The sequence below is a fragment of the Myxococcus sp. MxC21-1 genome, from assembly GCF_032612255.1.
Taxonomy (GTDB): Bacteria; Myxococcota; Myxococcia; order Myxococcales; family Myxococcaceae; genus Myxococcus; species Myxococcus virescens.
The window spans coordinates 2,256,327-2,272,479 of sequence record NZ_CP123278.1 but is presented as its reverse complement, the minus strand read 5'-3'; the positions used below and the strand labels follow the sequence as shown (position 1 = coordinate 2,272,479).

The following is a 16,153-nucleotide window of genomic DNA, read 5'->3' as shown; positions in this document are numbered from 1 at the left end:
CCACCGCCGCCAGACAATCAGTCGTTTCGGGCGGTGCCGGAAAAGTGGGACGTGCGCCTTTAGGGGATAGGCACGAACGGGTCAACGCGAAATGGGCGAGGAGGGACTCGAACCCTCACACCTTGCGGTACCAGATCCTAAGTCTGGCGCGTCTACCAGTTTCGCCACCCGCCCGGGTTGCGCCGTCGTGCACTGCACCGTCTTACCGCGAAACATCCACGGGACGGCAGAGGCCGGAAAAACAAAAAGGCCCCTCCATTTCTGGAGGGGCCTCACAGTGAGAGCGGAGGGAATCGAACCCACAACCTATGGATTAAGAGTCCATTGCTCTGCCAATTGAGCTACGCTCCCGGCACTGCCCCGGTCCGCCGCCTGCGCGGCGTCCAGGTGGCGGCGGTAACTACAGAACGCCGCCTGCTGTGTCAAAACGTTTTTTCACGCCCCCCTTCATTCCTGTCCGTGGTGATTCGTCTCCGGCGCTTTCCGGAGTCGATGCTGGTCCGCATGCCCTTCAGCCGGGCCCGGCGCGCGACGCAGGCATGTGAAGCGAGCGCCCCACTCCGATGTTCAACATGGCCGTAGCACGCTGTTCGTCCCAGCCTGGCGGGATGGCGAGCGTGTGACGGCTCGCGGTCAGTCACCTCGAGAGCACCGAGCACCCCGCGGCAACCATGCGGGCGGACGGAGGTCGTCCGCCCTTTTCGCGCAGGACGTAGCAGGAGAAGACAGAGATGGAAGCCAACCCCCAACAGAAGGCGGAAGGAACGGCGGCCGGCCAGGGTGGCCAGCACGCCGGGTGGACACGGGAGCGCGTGGAGCTCGTGAAGCGGACCATCTGCCCTCGCGGCATCAGCGAGGACGAGTTCGCCCTCTTCATCGAGCAGTGCAAGCGCAGTGGCCTGGACCCGCTCCTCAAGGAGGCCTTCTGCGTGGCGCGCCGGCAGAACGCCGGCAACCGCGAGCGGCCCAACTGGGTGACGAAGTACGAGTTCCAACCCTCCGAGGCCGGAATGCTCGCGCGCGCCGAGCGCTTCCCGGACTTCAAGGGCATCCAGGCGAGCGCGGTGTTCGCCGAGGACGACATCGTCGTGGACCAGGGCCGAGGCGAGGTGGTGCACCGCTTCAACCCCGCCAAGCGAAAGGGCGCGCTGGTGGGTGCCTGGTCGCGCGTGGTGCGCGAGGACAAGCTGCCGGTGGTGGTGTGGTTGGACTTCAGCGGCTACGTCCAGCAGACGCCGCTGTGGTCCAAGATTCCCACCACCATGATTGAGAAGTGCGCCCGCGTGGCCGCCCTGCGCAAGGCGTACCCGGAGGCCTTCGGCGGACTCTACGTGCGGGAGGAGATGCCCGCCGAGGACTACGAGTCTCACTCGGACGAGCACGCCAGCGGACCCTACGAGGTGCTGGGCTCCAAGCCCGGCCCCCTCAAGGCGTCCTTCCCGCCGCTGGCGCCCCAGGAGCCGCGCGCGTCCCAGGCCGCCGCGGCGCAGCTGAACATCGACGTGCCGCTCCAGCCCAAGCAGCCCCGCGAGTCCCCCTGGAGGCGGTGCCCGCCGCCAGTCCGGAGCCCGCGGCGCCCCGCCCCAAGCCGAGCGCCGTGGTGGTGGCGTTCGGCCCCCACAAGGGGAAGACGGCCTCCGAGCTCTCCGACGACGAGCTGAGCGAGTCCATCGACTGGCCAACGAGAAGCTGATGGAGCAGCCCCGGGCGCGCTGGGCCAAGGCCATGCGGGAGAACCTGCTGGCGTTGGAGGCGGAGACGGAGCTGCGCTGCCGGGTGCCGGCGTCGAAGGGCGGCGGCAACGGCGCCGCCCATGATGCGTGACGCTGAGCAGGAAACCGTCAGGCTGTGAGGGGGCGCCCCCGCTACGAAAGTGGCGGGGGCGTTCCTGCTTCAACCTGCTGGAAGGTGCGCGCTCGGAGGGACTTGAACCCCCAACCCCCGGGTTCGAAGCCCGGTGCTCTATCCAGTTGAGCTACGAACGCAATTTCGAGGGCGGGTAAAGAAGGGCGGCCAACCGGGATCGAACCGGCAACCTCCGGAGTCACAGTCCGGCGCTCTAACCAGTTGAGCTATGGCCGCCGTTACAGCTTTACCGCGAACGGCGTTTGAAGCGGCGGCTTCCCTACCTTGGAAACCAGGACCCTGACAAGGCCCAAATACGACTTACGGCCAGGTTGGCGCCCCAGGCAGGGCTCGAACCTGCGACCCCCGGCTTAGAAGGCCGGTGCTCTATCCAGCTGAGCTACTGGAGCTGGCCGGGCCGCCTGCTTCCGATGCTGCACTTCAAGTCGGGGCGAGAGGATTCGAACCTCCGACCCCCTGCGCCCAAGGCAGGTGCGCTACCAGGCTGCGCTACGCCCCGAGAAGTCCGGCATTGTTGAACCATCCCGAACGGACGCGCAAGGCCGACGTGACTGACGACCTCGCATTCCGGACGGCTACAAGCCCAGCAGGTGGGGCTTCATCTTCTGGAAGGCCTTCCCCCGGTGGGAAATGGCCGACTTCTCCTCCGGCGTCAGCTCCGCCAGGGCACGGTCGCCGCCCGGAAGGATGAAGACGGGGTCATAGCCGAAACCATGGCTTCCCTTCGGGGCGTGGCCGATACGGCCCTGGCACTGCCCCACCTCCACCTTCGCCTCCCCTCCTCCGGGCCCCACCAGCGCCAGCGCGCAGCGGAAGGACGCGGTGCGCTGCGCGTCGGGCACGCCGGCCAGCTCGGTCAGCAGCTTCTCGTAACGGGCCCGGTCATCCCCCGGGGCATAGCGCGCGGACTGCACACCGGGCCTGCCGCCCAGCGCGTCCACGCACAGGCCGGAGTCATCCGCCAGGGTGAGCATCCCCGTGGCGTCCGCATAGGCGCGGGCCTTCTTCACCGCGTTCTCCTCGAACGTGGCGCCGTCCTCCACGGGCTCGGGCACGGGAGGCAGGTCCGCCAGGGACACCACCTCCACCGAGTCTCCGACGAGGCCGCGCAGCTCGCGCAGCTTGCCCTGGTTGGACGTGGCGAAGAGCAGCCGGGGCTTCACCGTCATCCCAGCACCTGCGCCTGCGCGGCGGTCAACTTCTGGATGGCGGCCAGCCCGCCGTCCACCATGGCGTCCAGGGCCTTGCGGTCGAAGAGCTGGTGCTCCGCCGTCCCCTGCAGCTCCACCATGCGGCCGTCCGCGGTGGCCACCAGGTTCAGGTCCACATCCGCGGTGGAGTCCTCGTCGTAGTCCAGGTCCACCCGGACCTCGCCCTTGACGATGCCCACGGACACGGCCGCTAGCGGCGTCAGCTTGGGCAGCTTGGAGAGGGTTCCGGCCTTCTGCAGCGAGCGCAGCGCCAGCACCAGCGCCACGTAGGCCCCGGTGATGGAAGCGGTGCGGGTGCCGCCGTCCGCCTGGAGCACGTCACAGTCCAGCGTCAGGGTGCGAGGCCCCAGGGTGGACAGGTCCACCGCGGCGCGCAGGGAGCGGCCGATGAGCCGCTGGATTTCCATGGTGCGGCCCGTCTGCTTGCCCTTGGCGGACTCACGCTGGTTCCGCGAGTGCGTGGCGCGCGGCAACATGCCGTACTCCGCCGTCACCCAGCCGGAGCCCTTGCCCATCAGGTGCGGCGGAACGCGCTCCTCCGTGGAGCAGGTGACGAGCACCTTGGTGTGGCCGAACTCCACCTGCACCGAGCCCTCCGCGTAGCGGGAGACACCGGGGGTGAGGACGACGGGGCGAAGGTCCAGCGCACCACGTTGAAAGGAACGCACAGCAGGCTCCTGGGAAATGAGGACGAGCGTCCTCTTCTCTACCAGAGCCACGCCGCGCGGGTGTCGATTGCCTTGGCGCCGTTGCACTCAGGGCGACACGGGGCCCGCCACCTCGGTCCCCCGGGCGGCGTCCCGGCGGCGCGTCTCCTTGAGGAAGGCCAGCACGCCCTCGGTAATCGCCTCGGCCAGCTTCTCCTGGTACTCCGGCCGGGCCAGCCGAGGTCCCTCCACGGGATGGGAGATGTAGCCCACCTCCACGAGGACGGCCGGGCACTCCACGCCGGAGAGGACGAAGAAGGGCGCCTGCTGCACGCCCCGGTTCACCGCGCGGGTGCCGCGCACGAGGCGCGGGTGGATGGCGTAGGCCGTGCGCGAGGAATCCGCGTGCGCTTCCGTGCGCGCCAGGTCCTGGAGGATGAAGGCCAGCGTGGAGTCCGTCCGCGCGGCGCGCGACATGGGCGCCTCCGCGTTCTCCCGGTCCGCCACGGCGAGCGCGGCGTCACCGGAGGCGCTGGCGGACAGAAAGTACGTCTCCACGCCCTCGGTGCGCGCGCGCATCCGCTTCGTGGGCATGGAGTTGGCGTGGATGGAGATGAAGAGGTCGGGCGCGTGGTCATTGGTCCACGCCACGCGCTCCGTCAGCGACACCAGCGTGTCGTGCTCGCGCGTCAGGAACACGTCGCCCCCCGCGGCCTCGAGCTTGTCCCGGAGGCGGAGCGAAATCTGGAGCGCGACGTCCTTCTCCCGCAGCTTGCCGGGGCCCCTGGCGCCTTCCTTCGCGCCACCGTGTCCCGGGTCGATGATGATGCGTGCGGGGCGCTCCGCCGCCCCGGCGATGACGGGGACCAGCCAGAGCAACGACAGGAGGCCGAGGAGGGGGCGGCGCGGCGACGGCATGCTGGGGCCGCATGCTAGCGGAGCCCGGCCGCCGGAGCGAAATCCGGGCCTCAGCCCACCACGTCGATGCCCGGCTTCCCCGCCTGGACTTCACCAATCAGCGCCGCGTCCACGCCGGCCGCCTCCAGCGCCTTGAGCGCCTTGAGCGCCTGACGTGCGGGGACGCTGGCCAGCAGGCCGCCGTTGGTCTGCGCGTCCGCGAGCACCCACTGGATGCACTCGGGCAGTCCTTCTGGGAAGCGGACCTTCTTGTGGACGTGGGCGAGGTTCGACTTCGTACCGCCGGGCACCACGCCGTCCTCCGCCAGCGCGGGGACCTCGGCGATGAGCGGGATGCGCTCCAGGTCCAGCGTGGCGCGCGCCTTCGCCGCGGTCATCATCTCCAGCAGGTGCCCCAACAGGCCGTAGCCCGTCACGTCCGTGAGGGCGTTCACCTTGAACTTCCCGGAGGCGAACACCTCGCCGGAGGCGCGGTTGAGCGTCGTCATCACGCCCAGCGCCCGCTTCGCCAACTGCTTGGACGCCACGCCCCGCTTGATGGCGGTGGTGGCGATGCCCGAGCCCAGGGGCTTGGTGAGGAAGAGCACGTCGCCCGGCTTCGCGCCCGCGTTGGTGAGCACCTTCTTCGGGTGCACCACGCCGGTGACGGCCATGCCGAACTTCGGCTCGGCGTCCCGGATGCTGTGGCCGCCCAGGATGGGGATGCCGGCCTCGTCCGCCTTGGACTGGCCGCCCGCCAGGATTTTCGACAGCACCTTCAGCGGGAGCTCATCCGGGAAGCACACCAGGTTGAGCGCGAAGAGGGGCCGCGCGCCCATGGCGTAGATGTCCGACAGCGCGTTCGCCGCGGCGATGGCGCCGAACTGGAACGGGTCGTCCACCACCGGTGGGAAGAAGTCCACCGTCTCCACCACCGCCATGCCGGGCGCCAGCCGGTACACGGCCGCGTCGTCATTCGTGGAGAACCCCACCAGCGCCTGGGGGCCCTTCGTGGACTTCAGCCCTCCCAGCACCTGCGCTAGGTCCGAGGCCCGCAGCTTCGCCGCGCAGCCCGCGCAGTGGCTCATCTCGGTGAGGCGCTTCACCTTGTCCGTCTTCTTCTCCGCCATACCCGCTCCCCACGCCTCGCCGTCCCGGCGCGGGCCCCGGAAAGGGCCCCGCCCGTTCACCGCTCAGGCCGCTCGGATGTAGTCCCGCTTGAGCAGTTGCACCACGGCCTCGGCGGTGACGACGTCGTCCGCGTCCGCGTGGTCCATCACCGCGTTCAGGGTGCCGTAGTTGTGCACCAGTTGCAGCACGTCCAGCAGCTCCGGCGCCAGCTCCTTGAGCGGCGGCGTCAGCGGCGAGGCCAGCGCCAGCGCGGCATCCGCCGTCGGGAGGCTCGGCTGCAGGCGCTTGATTTCATCCAGCTGGCGGAGCGCGTCCATGAGGAGCGCCTCGGTGGACGAGTCCAGCTCCACCATGAACTCCTGGTTCTCCGCCGGGCGCAGCTCGAAGTCGCCCTCTTCCCAGGTGATGATGCGGTTGAAGCTCTTCTGCGGCCCCAGGTTGTGGTTCTCGCCGATGACGGCGTAGTACACGCGGCCCTGGCGCAGGTAGATGCGCCCTTCCTGGTCGCTGCGCTGCACCACCAGCACGCCGTTCTTCTTGGACGTGTGGAACAGCTGGAGCAGGTCCGGGAGGGGAATCTCTTCAATCTTCCCCGTCATGGAGCTGGCCTTGTTGGTGGTCCGCGCGGCCTGGGCCGCGGCGGCCTCCTCCAGCTTCAGGCGGGCGGTGCCCTCATCCACGCTGGCGCCTTCGGCGCCCTGGTGCACCAGCTTGAGGATGGACGTGCCAATGAGGATGCGGTCCCCTTCCTTCAGGCGGGACTGCTTCACCTTCTCACCGTTGACGAAGGTGCCGTTGGTGGAGCCCAGGTCCTCGATGGTGATGCTCCCATCGGAGAAGCTGATGCGCGCGTGCTTGCGGGAGACCATGTCCTCCACGAGCACCATGTCCAGCTCACTGGAGCGGCCGATGACGATCTGCTTGTCCGCCTTCAGCGGGAATTCGCCGCCCTGGTACTTCCCTGAGATGAACTTGAGGGCGTAGGTCTTTTGGGTGTCCATGGTCGTCAGCCAGCCTGCTCCGCCTTGCCGGGGTCCTTCACCAGGTTGAGGTACATCTGCGCGCTCTTGTTACCGGGGCTGCGCACCAGCACGTCCTCCCAGACCTGCACCGCCTCCGCCCGCCGCCCGGCCGAGTACAGCGCGACTCCATACTGGATGTGTCCCGGGATGAACGCCGGGTTCTGGGCGATGACCTGCTCGTATTCGATGAGGGCCGCCGCGTTGTCCCCCGCGTCGCGCAGGGCGTTGCCCAGCTTGAGGCGGATGTCCACGAACTGAGGACACAGCGCGAGCGCGCGCCGGTACTCCTCGATGGCCTTGGCCCACACGCCGCTGGAGGCGAAGACGTCGCCAATCTCGCCGTACATGTTGGCGATCTTCTTCTCCACGTAGGGGTCCAGCTCGTCCGGGCCGGATTTCTGCTGGGAGAGGGCGGCCTGGTAGACCTCCTTCGCCTCGGCGTACTTCCCCATGTCGTTGTAGATGACGGCCAGGTTGAGCGCCGCCTCGGTATAGGCGGGGTTGAGCTTCAGCGCGGATTCGAACGCGCGCTGCGCCCGGGCGAACTGCCCCTGGTCGTGGTAGATGATGCCGAGCATGTTGAATACGTCCGCGAACGTCGGATTCTGCTCGACGATCTTCGCGAGGTATTGCTCGGCCTGCGCGTACTGCTTCTTCTCGAAGTAGCCGCGCCCGAGGGTCAGTAGCTGCTTGAGGGGCTCGTCCATGAATCGGCCCGCCAGGGCCCTGCCTCCGAGGCGACCAGCCTACATGAGGCTGGGAGAAAACAAGAATTCATCACCGCTGAGCGACAACGAGAGTTGCCGCTGGCCCCGGGTATCCACCGGCCGCGCCGGCAGCGCCCCCTGAAGGCGCCAATGCTCCGTCACCACCGCATCGTCCCGCTCCAGCCGGACGTACCACGCTTCCGCCTGGTAACCCCGCGCCCGAACCTGGCGCAATTGCTCCCACTCCGGCCCGGCCACTCCGGGCGTGCCCGGTCCCGCCAGCCGCCCCAGGGACTCCGCGTCCGCGGCCTGCAGCGCCCTGCGGCGGGACTCCAGGGCCGTCACCACTGCCTGGAGCCGGGGCGCCGCCGTCGTCTCCGGCACCCAGGACCCGTTTCGCACCACGAAGGGTACCCGCTCCACGCCCGCCGTGCCCACCCGGGTGTCGCCCAGGGCGCCCTCGAAGTCGAGCGTGGCCTGGGCCTCCGCCCGCCGACCTCCGGGCGCCACGTTGACGGTGATGCGGGCGAAGCGGTGCTGCCGGGACGTCAGGGGCCCCGGCGCGCCGGGGACGGGCAGCGACAAGCCGCTGGACTCCGTCGCCTTGAGCGCGGTGATGATTTCCAGCTCGGGGCCGGCCGCGGCGCCCAGGAAGCGTGGAACGAACAGGGCCAGGGTGGCGCCCAGCGCCAGGATGACGATGATGCCGCCACCGAAGCGGCTCCAGTCCTGGGTCGTTCTCACGAGCCCAGCATACGCTGGGCGCGCTCCGCGGCGGGCGTGCCCGGCAGCCGACGCAGCACCTGGCGCAGCGTGTCCTGCGCCTTCTGCGTGTCATTCAGCTTCACGTACGCGTCGTGCAGGTCGAAGAGGGCCTCCTCCTCGTACTCCGTGCCCGGGTAGCGGCGCAGCAGCCCTTCCAGGCGCTGGGCCACGGCCTTCCAGCGCTCACGCTTCTGATAGAACTGGGCCGCGTACAGCTCGTGCGAGGCGAGCCGGCGCCGAGCGTCCTCCCGCTGCGTCTTCGCCTCCGCCACGTACTGAGACTGGGGGTACTGGCGCAGGAACTCCTCCATGGCCACCAGCGCGGAGCGGATTTCGCCCTGGTCCTTCTCGCGGGACGGCGGCAGGGCGAAGAACTCGGAGGGGTAGGCCCGCACGTGGGTCATCGCGGAGCGGAAGGCGGCGTAGTCCACCTTGGCGTGCGTGGGGTAGAGCTTGATGAAGGCCTGGTACTGCTCCTTGGCCTCGGGGAAGGCTTCGCGCTCGAAGTCCACGTCGGCCAGCTTCAGCTCGGCCTCGCGGGCGGCCTCCTGGTACGGGAACTTCGTCCGGACGTACTCGAAGTACTTCTGGGCGCGGAAGAAGTCCTTGTTCTCCAGGGCCTCGGAGCCGAGCCGCAGGTTTTCATCGGCGACGGCGGCATAGTCAGGCTCACCGGCCTGGCCCTGCGTGAGGGACGCACACCCGGTACCGAACAGCAGGAAGGCGGACAGAAAGGCGACGGCGGAACGCATCTCCACCACGCTATTCCTCCGGCCCCGAGGGGTCCAGCGAAGCTTCTCCGAGCAGCCGGTAGATGACGTCCTCCGAGAAGCCCCGGCTGTCCAGGAGCCGGCCTGCGCAGGCCCGCTCCCTGGCCCCCAGCGGGCGGCCGAGCAGTCCCCGCTTCTCCAGCACCGCCCGCGCCGTGGCCAGCGCGTCGAAGGACACCGCGTCGCGGGCCTCGGAGATGGCCTGCCGGGCCGTCCCCTCCTCCAGCCCGTGCGCCCGCAGCCGGTGCGCCACCGCCTCCGGCCCCAGCCGGCCTCGGCCCAGGAGCAGGGTGGCCCGCTCACGCGCGAAGCGTTCGTCGTCCAGGTAGCCCCAGTCCTTCACGCGGGCGAGCGCGGCCTCGCACACCGCTTCGGTGAAGCCCTTCCGGGCCAGGGCCTGCTCCAGTTCGCGGCGGCTGCGCCCGCGCATGGACAGGAGCTTCAGGCACGCGTCCGTGGCACGGCGAACAGCGTCGGGCCCTTCGTCCTCCGGATGCATGGCGGGATACCTAGCATGTGGTAACAGGCCCGGCCATGCACCCCGTACTCGCCCGCTTCCTCGCCGCCGATGCCGCTCGGGAGACGCTCCTCAAGCAGCAGTCGGGCGGAGACCTCTCTGTGGAAGAGCAGGCCTTCACCGACGCCGCCTCCGCGAACCCGAAGCACAAGTCCGTGCTGCTGGGCGTGGGCGGCCGGACCCTGTCCACCGATGCCCAGGCTTCGCTGGTGCTGCTGGCGGCCCACGCCGCGGTCCGCGCGCTGGACCAGGACGCCGCCCTGGCGGAGCCCACGAAGAAGGCCCGCGAGGCCCTGGCCGAGGAAGGCGCCAGTCCGGAGGAGACGGACGCGTTCCTGGCCTCCATCCTCCTGGAGGAGGCCTTCGGCTACGAGCAGGACGTGGACGCGTTCGACAGCGAATACGTGAAGGAGGCGCTGGGCGAAGTGCCCGCGCTGGCCGCGCTCACCAAGGAGGCGGTGGACGCGCTCTTCCTCACGTTCGTGAAGGCCGCCGCCAACGACGCGGAGCGGAAGGTGCGTGAGGGCATGGCCCGCGCCCTCTTCGACATCGCGTGGTCGGAAGGGCCCGCGCCCATCAACCCCGAGCACATGGAGGCCGTGCTCGACGCGGAGGTGGTGGACCGGCCCGAGGAGGAGCAGGAGGCCAAGGTGCAGGCGACCGCGCAGCTGCTCCAGGCGCTGTCCAAGGAGGGCCTCATCGGCCCCATCCGCTTGTCCCGCCTGCGGGCCCTGCTGGGTGAGGACGACGCGTAGCAGCCGCGGCACGGGCGCCCTGCCCTTTCCGGGTGGGCGCCGCGAACCGCTAGAAGCGCTCGATCTGGAAGTCGTCGTCCCCACCTGCCGCGGCGGGTGCCGGGGCGGGCGCTGGCGGGCGCGCGGCGGGTGACGCCATGGGACGCCCCACCGGCGCGCCGGCAGGAGCCCCCGGACGCATGGCCTGCGGCGGCGGTACTCCCGGGCGCATCTGCTGGGCTGCCGGACGCATGGGCTGCGCCATGGGCGCCGGAGCAGGCGCGGCCTGCGGCGCCGCGACAGCCGTGGGCGCCCCTTCTGCGCGAAGGCGGACGAGCCAGGAATGGGCCGCGACTCCCCGGGCTTCGAATCGAAGTTGTCCCACTTGGAGTCGGACGTGCCGCTGATGCCGGAGAAGCGCAGCGCGAAGTCGTCCGGGTTGGTGGCCTGCCGATGGGCCTCCTCGTAGGTGACGAGCCCCTGCCGCACCAGGCTCATCAGCGACTGGTCGAAGGTCTGCATCCCGTACGTGTCCGTGCCCTGGGCAATGGCGTCGTGGATCTCCTTCGTGCGGTCCTTGTCTTCAATCATCTCGCGGACGCGGGCCGTGACGCGCAGCACCTCCACGGCGGCCACGCGGCCCTTGCCGTCCGCGCGCGGCACCAGACGCTGGGACACCACGCCCTTGAGCACGCTGGCCAGCTGGAGGCGCACCTGCTTCTGCTGGTGCGGCGGGAAGGCGGAGACGATGCGGTTGATGGTCTCCGTCGCGTCCAGCGTGTGCAGCGTGGACATCACCAGGTGGCCCGTCTCCGCGGCGTGAAGCGCCGTTTCGATGGTTTCGTGGTCACGCATTTCGCCCACGAGGATGACGTCCGGGTCCTGCCGCAGCGCGCTCTTGAGCGCCTGCGCGAAGGTCATCGTGTCCACGCCCACCTCGCGCTGGTTCACGATGGAGCGCTTGTCGCGAATGAGGAACTCGATGGGGTCCTCAATCGTCATGATGTGGCTGGTCTCGTTGGCGTTGATGTAGTCGATCATCGCCGCCAGCGTGGTGGACTTGCCGGAGCCCGTGGTGCCCGTCACCAGCACCAGGCCGCGCTCCTCACCGCAAATCTTGGCGAGAATCTGGGGCAGCAACAGGTCCTGGATGGTCATCACCTTGAAGGGGATGACACGCAGCACGGCGCCCACGGTGCCTCGCTGCTGGAAGACGTTCACGCGGAAGCGCCCGAGCCCCGGCACGCCGTAGGCCAGGTCCACCTCGTTGCTCCCCTTGAACTTCTCCTTCTGGAACTCGTTCATGATGCCGAAGGCCATGCGCGCCACCTCCTCGGGAGGGAGGCGGCGGCCGTCCTTCAGCGGAACCAGCGAACCGTCCACGCGGAACATGGGCGGCAGGCCTGCCTTGAGATGAATGTCGGAGGCACCGCCGCGCAGGGCGATCTGGAGGATCTCGTTGAGTTCCATGAGCGGCGCAAATCCTACCAGACGCTCGCGCACGCATGCGATGGGGCGTGATGGACCCCGAAAACACATCGGCGGAGGCCCTCGGATGAGGACCCCCGCCGTGTGAGGACAACCCAGCTGCTGAGCGAGTGGCTTAGCGCTTGGAGAACTGGAACCGGCGACGCGCGCCCGGCTGGCCGTACTTCTTGCGCTCGACCGCGCGAGCATCGCGGGTGAGGAAGCCGGCCTTCTTCAGCGCCGGACGGAACTCCGGGTTGAAGGAGCACAGCGCACGGGCGATGCCGTGACGGATGGCGCCGGCCTGGCCGGAGAGACCGCCACCCTTGACGTTGACCGTCACGTCAACCTTACCCTTCTGCTCGAGGATCTCGAGGGGCTGGTTGAGGACCATCTTGGACGTCTCACGGCCGAAGTACTCGTTCAGCTCGCGGCCGTTGATGGTGACGAGGCCAGTGCCAGGACGAATCCAGACGCGGGCGGTGGCCTCCTTGCGGCGGCCGGTGGCGTAGAAACCGAGCTCTTGGTTGATGGGCATGGACGTTATCTCCCTTACGCCTCGACCTCGAACGCGGCAGGCTTCTGGGCCGCGTGCGGGTGCGTGTCACCTGCGTAGACCTTCAGCTTCGTCATCATCTGGCGGCCGAGCGCGTTGCGCGGAAGCATGCGCCGCACGGCGTTGATGATGATGTCCTCAGGGTGACGCTGGCGGAGCTTCTCCAGGTTGGTGATCTTCAGGGCGCCCGGGAAACCCGCGTTCGGGTGCCGGTAGTACATCTTGTCCTGCTCCTTCGTGCCCGTCACCTTCACCTTTTCGGCGTTGATGACGACCACGTGGTCGCCCGTGTCAATGGACGGCGTGTAGATGGCCTTGTGCTTGCCCTTCAGCAGGGTGGCAATCTGGCTCGCCGCGCGGCCCAGCACCTTGTCGGACACGTCAACGACGTGCCACTGGCGCTTGATGTCCCCAGCCTTCGCGCTGTAGGTCTTCTGCGACATTTCGTGCACTCCAGACTTCTCGCGGCCGCCGTGTGCATTCCAGGGACCGCTGCTCGTGCTTAATCAACCGCGGGTCGACCGTGAAACTTCACGGAGGCCCGGAAAGGCCGACCGTCCTAGTGGGTGTGGCGGATCAAGTCAAGGTCACACCGCACCAGACGTCCGGATTCCCCGATCACCCCCGCCAGGACGCCCCCTTCAGGAGGCGGGCACCTACCTGGCTGCTCCCCCAGACGGCCCGGTGCCACCCGGAGGCGCGCCCGGAATCGCGGGTTTCTTGAAGCGCTCCTTCAAGTTGGCGAAGAAGTTCTTCTCCTCCGTGGTGGGAGGCCCCTGACGCGGCGCGTCCAGCTCCACGACCTCAATCACCTCCGGCGGCAGGTCCTCCAGGAAGCGCGAGGGCGTGCGGGGCACCTCCTTGCCGCGCTTCACGCGGGTGGCCGCGCGGGTGAGGTAGAGGACCTCCTTGGCGCGGGTGATGCCCACGTAGCAGAGGCGCCGCTCCTCCTCGAGGTTCTGGGCCTCGCCCTGCATGCCTCCGTGGGGCATCAGGTCCTCCTCCATGCCGATGAAGAAGACGAGCCGGTACTCCAGGCCCTTGGAGGCGTGCACCGTCATCAGGGTGACGCGGCGGTTGGCGCCCGGCACCTCCTCTTCCTCCTGCCGGGTGTCCAGGCTCAGGCGGTTGAGGTACGTGGGCAGGCTGGCCTTGGGGCCCTCGCGCTTCTCGAAGTTCTCCAGCGAGTTGAGCACGCCGTCCACGCCCTTGAGCTTCTTGTCCGCGGCGGTGGCGCTGGTGGCGTGGGCGCGGGTGGCCTCGCGAAAGCCAATCTCCTCCAGCAGCTTGCGCGTCACGTTGGCCAGCTGGCCGTGCTCGTACGCGGCGCGGTAGCGCTCCACCAGGTCCACGAACTCCATCACCCGGGCCCCGGCCCCGGGCGGCAGGTCCTCGTAGTCGGTGGCCTTCTTCATCACCGTCCACAGCGTGACGCCCTCGCCCCGCGCGTGGACGTTGAGGCGCTCCATCGTCACGTCGCCAATGCCGCGCGAGGGCACGTTGACGATGCGCAGGAGCGAGATTTCGTCCAGCTTGTTCACGATGACCTTGAAGTACGCGATGACGTCCTTCACCTCGCGCCGGTCGAAGAACTCGCTGCCGCCCACCACCTCGTAGCCGATGTTCTTCTCCCGCAGCATCTCCTCGATGGGGCGGGACTGGCCGTTGGTCCGGTAGAGCACGGCGATGTCGTCCGCGGAGATGCCCAGGGCCATGTGCTTCTGGATTTCGTGCGCGACGAAGCGGGCCTCCTCTTCGTCGTTGGGACACGTCACCACCTTCACCTTCGTGCCCCCCTTGCGGTCGGTCCACATCTGCTTGGCCTTGCGCTCGGGGTTCTTGGCGATGACGGCGTTGGCCGCGTCCAGGACCGTCTGGACGGAGCGGTAGTTCTGCTCCAGCCGGACCTCCTTCCCTCCCGGGAAGAGGCGGTCGAAGTCGAGGATGTTGCGCACCTCCGCGCCCCGCCACGAATAGATGCACTGGTCGTCGTCACCCACCGCGCACACGTTGCGGGAGCGGCCCGCCAGCAGCTTCAGCAGCTCCAACTGCGCGGTGTTGGTGTCCTGGAACTCGTCCACCAGCAGGTAGCGGAAGCGCTTGGTGTACTTCTCGTAGAGGTCCGGGTGCTCGCGCAGGAGGCGCGCGGGCAGCAGCAGCAGGTCGTCGAAGTCCACCGACCCCTGCGCCTTCAGCGACAGCTGATAGTCCGGGTACACCATGTGGGTGATGAGGTCGTAATCATCCCCAATCCCCTCCGGCTTGGGCTCCGGCGCCTTGCCGGAGTTCTTCGCCTTGGAGATGAGGTTGAGCACCTTGCGCGCGTCGAACGAGCGGTCGTCGATCTTGTGCTCGCGCATGGCGCGCCGGATGTTGGCCAGCTGGTCGCCCATGTCGGCGATGGCGAACTTCTTGGGCCACCCCAGCCGGTGGATGTCCTCGCGGAGCATCTCCGCGCCAAAGGCGTGAAAGGTGCACACCAGCACGCCCTGCGCCCGAGGTCCCGCCATGTGGACCAGGCGCTCCTTCATCTCCGTGGCGGCCTTGTTGGTGAAGGTCACCGCCAGGATGTTGCGGGCCATGATGAGGCCCGGCCGCTCGTTGAGCAGGTGGACGATGCGGTGGGTGATGACGCGAGTCTTGCCGCTGCCTGCGCCTGCCAGCACGAGGAGCGGTCCCTCCAGGGTCACCACGGCCTCGCGCTGCGGAGGATTGAGCTTCGAGAGGTCCATTGCGCGCGGGGCGGGGATACCCTTTGATTCGTTCGTGCGCGACTCTTTTTTCCCCAGGCGCTCTGGCGCTCTTCTCGCATTCGTCCTGGGCACCACCGGCTGCCTCGGCGAGTCCGGCGCGTCCCCGGAGGTGGAACCCGTGGTGTCGGCGGCGAGCGCGCCCTGCGTGTACTTCAAGCAACTGGCGCCCTTCCTTCCAGAACGGCTGGACGGCTTCACCGTGGCACACACCCAGGGCTCCACCGGGAAGTACGGCGAGGTGTCCGTCTCCGAGGCCGAGCGGCTCTACACCCGGGGTGAGGGACGCGAGGTGAAGGTGCGCATCGTGGACACCACCATGGGCGAGCGCATTGGCAAGGCCATCCAGGAGGCCGCCGACCGCTCCCGGGGCAAGGTGGCCAGTGACCCGTCCGCCCCCATCCACCTGGACGACGCCGTGGGCTTCGTGCGGTACGACGCGGAGGAGTCCGTGGCCGAAGCGAACCTCCTTGTGGGGGGGCGCTACGTGGTTGCCGTCACCAGCCGGGGATTTCCGGGTACGGTGGAGGTGCGCCGGGTGGCGCGCGGCATCGACCTTGCGGGACTGGCTCGCCTGAGGCCCGGTCCGAACTGATGAAGGAGTGTCCCAGGTGGTGAAGGACAAAGGAACGCGGCCCGATAAGGCGGACCAGGTCGCGCAGGAGAAGGCGGCGCGGGAGCTGGTGTCCACCCTGGGCAAGCGGGAGTTCCTGGAGCAGTTCCAGAAGCTGGCCAAGAGCTTCGCGTCCGACCCGGGCAACCCCGGCTCCTACGCGTGCGAGGGCTGTCAGCGCTGCGCCAACTGCATGTTCTGCAAGGACTGCGACAGCTGCTTCTCGTGCACGCACTGCACCCGGTGCGAGCTGTGCAACAACTGCTCGCACTGCGTGGACTGCAAGAGCTGCAACGCCTGCGCGTACTGCGTCCAGAGTGAGAACTGCTCCACCAGCGCGTACCTGGTGCTGTGCCGCAACCTGCAGGACTGCAACTACTGCTTCGGCTGCGTGGGCCTGGCGAAGAAGGACTTCCACATCCTCAACGTCCCCTTCCCACGGACGGAGTACTTCAAAATCGTGGGCCGGCTGCGCAAGGAGCTGGGGATTCCATAGGCCC

Annotated in this window: 15 protein-coding genes, 6 tRNA genes and 2 pseudogenes; 4 read left to right on the top strand and 19 right to left on the bottom strand. The window is 68.6% G+C overall.

The features are described from left to right. Nucleotides 1-92: 92 nt before the first annotated feature. Nucleotides 93-174: transfer RNA gene (locus QEG98_RS10630), tRNA-Leu, on the bottom strand. Nucleotides 175-278: 104 nt separating this feature from the next. Continuing rightward, nucleotides 279-351, bottom strand: a tRNA-Lys gene (locus QEG98_RS10625). Between the two features lie 380 nt (nucleotides 352-731). Between QEG98_RS10625 and bet the strand changes: the two are divergent. Continuing rightward, nucleotides 732-1,824: pseudogene (gene bet, locus QEG98_RS10620) on the top strand (phage recombination protein Bet). 87 nt (nucleotides 1,825-1,911) lie between these two features. Here the strand turns inward: bet and QEG98_RS10610 are convergent. The 13 genes from QEG98_RS10610 to QEG98_RS10550 all read right to left on the bottom strand — a co-directional run bounded on the left by QEG98_RS10610 (nucleotide 1,912) and on the right by QEG98_RS10550 (nucleotide 9,515). After that, nucleotides 1,912-1,985, bottom strand: a tRNA-Arg gene (locus tag QEG98_RS10610). 23 nt (nucleotides 1,986-2,008) lie between these two features. Further along, nucleotides 2,009-2,082, bottom strand: a tRNA-His gene (locus tag QEG98_RS10605). Between the two features lie 96 nt (nucleotides 2,083-2,178). Further along, nucleotides 2,179-2,255, bottom strand: a tRNA-Arg gene (locus tag QEG98_RS10600). Between the two features lie 36 nt (nucleotides 2,256-2,291). After that, nucleotides 2,292-2,365, bottom strand: a tRNA-Pro gene (locus tag QEG98_RS10595). Nucleotides 2,366-2,441: 76 nt separating this feature from the next. Continuing rightward, the gene (rdgB, locus tag QEG98_RS10590) at nucleotides 2,442-3,035 is read right to left on the bottom strand and encodes an RdgB/HAM1 family non-canonical purine NTP pyrophosphatase (RefSeq protein ID WP_090491971.1); all 594 of its coding nucleotides are present in this window, start codon (nucleotides 3,033-3,035) and stop codon (nucleotides 2,442-2,444) included. Next, on the bottom strand, nucleotides 3,032-3,745 hold the full coding sequence (gene rph, locus QEG98_RS10585; RefSeq protein ID WP_090491970.1) for a ribonuclease PH: 714 nt from the start codon (nucleotides 3,743-3,745) through the stop codon (nucleotides 3,032-3,034). Before rph ends, rdgB begins: the two co-directional genes overlap by 4 nt. A gap of 87 nt (nucleotides 3,746-3,832) precedes the next feature. Beyond that, nucleotides 3,833-4,642 carry an N-acetylmuramoyl-L-alanine amidase gene (locus QEG98_RS10580; protein WP_316566635.1) on the bottom strand — a complete coding sequence of 270 codons (810 nt, stop codon included), beginning with the start codon at nucleotides 4,640-4,642 and terminating at the stop codon, nucleotides 3,833-3,835. Nucleotides 4,643-4,692: 50 nt separating this feature from the next. After that, a complete protein-coding gene (selD, locus tag QEG98_RS10575; protein ID WP_316566634.1) occupies nucleotides 4,693-5,751 on the bottom strand; it encodes a selenide, water dikinase SelD in 1,059 nt (352 codons plus the stop codon). Between the two features lie 63 nt (nucleotides 5,752-5,814). Continuing rightward, on the bottom strand, nucleotides 5,815-6,753 hold the full coding sequence (locus tag QEG98_RS10570) for a DUF4388 domain-containing protein (protein WP_316566633.1): 939 nt from the start codon (nucleotides 6,751-6,753) through the stop codon (nucleotides 5,815-5,817). A 5-nt stretch (nucleotides 6,754-6,758) separates the two neighbouring features. After that, nucleotides 6,759-7,481, bottom strand: coding sequence for a tetratricopeptide repeat protein (locus QEG98_RS10565; protein WP_011552090.1), 723 nt, complete (start codon nucleotides 7,479-7,481; stop codon nucleotides 6,759-6,761). A gap of 39 nt (nucleotides 7,482-7,520) precedes the next feature. Further along, the gene (locus QEG98_RS10560) at nucleotides 7,521-8,225 is read right to left on the bottom strand and encodes a hypothetical protein (RefSeq protein ID WP_316566632.1); all 705 of its coding nucleotides are present in this window, start codon (nucleotides 8,223-8,225) and stop codon (nucleotides 7,521-7,523) included. Next, nucleotides 8,222-8,998, bottom strand: a complete 777-nt coding sequence (locus tag QEG98_RS10555; RefSeq protein ID WP_194863304.1) for an outer membrane protein assembly factor BamD — start codon at nucleotides 8,996-8,998, stop codon at nucleotides 8,222-8,224. Before QEG98_RS10555 ends, QEG98_RS10560 begins: the two co-directional genes overlap by 4 nt. A 10-nt stretch (nucleotides 8,999-9,008) precedes the next feature. Then, nucleotides 9,009-9,515 (bottom strand): regulatory protein RecX, encoded by a 507-nt coding sequence (locus QEG98_RS10550; RefSeq protein WP_316566631.1) that lies wholly within the window; start codon nucleotides 9,513-9,515, stop codon nucleotides 9,009-9,011. Between the two features lie 35 nt (nucleotides 9,516-9,550). On the opposite strand from QEG98_RS10550, the gene QEG98_RS10545 reads away from it, so the two are divergent. Continuing rightward, on the top strand, nucleotides 9,551-10,288 hold the full coding sequence (locus tag QEG98_RS10545; RefSeq protein WP_186817980.1) for a hypothetical protein: 738 nt from the start codon (nucleotides 9,551-9,553) through the stop codon (nucleotides 10,286-10,288). Nucleotides 10,289-10,337: 49 nt separating this feature from the next. On the opposite strand, the pseudogene QEG98_RS10540 reads toward QEG98_RS10545, so the two are convergent. The 4 genes and pseudogenes from QEG98_RS10540 to QEG98_RS10525 form a co-directional block, all read right to left on the bottom strand. Beyond that, nucleotides 10,338-11,737, bottom strand: a pseudogene (locus QEG98_RS10540) (type IV pilus twitching motility protein PilT). 133 nt (nucleotides 11,738-11,870) lie between these two features. After that, the gene (gene rpsI / locus QEG98_RS10535) at nucleotides 11,871-12,272 is read right to left on the bottom strand and encodes a 30S ribosomal protein S9 (protein ID WP_090491960.1); all 402 of its coding nucleotides are present in this window, start codon (nucleotides 12,270-12,272) and stop codon (nucleotides 11,871-11,873) included. Nucleotides 12,273-12,286: 14 nt separating this feature from the next. Then, nucleotides 12,287-12,733, bottom strand: coding sequence for a 50S ribosomal protein L13 (gene rplM / locus QEG98_RS10530; protein ID WP_026114188.1), 447 nt, complete (start codon nucleotides 12,731-12,733; stop codon nucleotides 12,287-12,289). A 213-nt stretch (nucleotides 12,734-12,946) separates the two neighbouring features. Next, nucleotides 12,947-15,022 (bottom strand): ATP-dependent helicase, encoded by a 2,076-nt coding sequence (locus tag QEG98_RS10525; RefSeq protein WP_316566630.1) that lies wholly within the window; start codon nucleotides 15,020-15,022, stop codon nucleotides 12,947-12,949. Nucleotides 15,023-15,152: 130 nt separating this feature from the next. Here QEG98_RS10525 and QEG98_RS10520 point away from each other — a divergent pair, with 130 nt between their 5' ends. Both QEG98_RS10520 and QEG98_RS10515 read left to right on the top strand, forming a co-directional pair. Further along, the gene (locus QEG98_RS10520; RefSeq protein ID WP_090492091.1) at nucleotides 15,153-15,635 is read left to right on the top strand and encodes a hypothetical protein; all 483 of its coding nucleotides are present in this window, start codon (nucleotides 15,153-15,155) and stop codon (nucleotides 15,633-15,635) included. Nucleotides 15,636-15,651: 16 nt separating this feature from the next. Then, on the top strand, nucleotides 15,652-16,149 hold the full coding sequence (locus tag QEG98_RS10515; protein WP_186817981.1) for a caib/baif family protein: 498 nt from the start codon (nucleotides 15,652-15,654) through the stop codon (nucleotides 16,147-16,149). Nucleotides 16,150-16,153 lie beyond the last annotated feature (4 nt).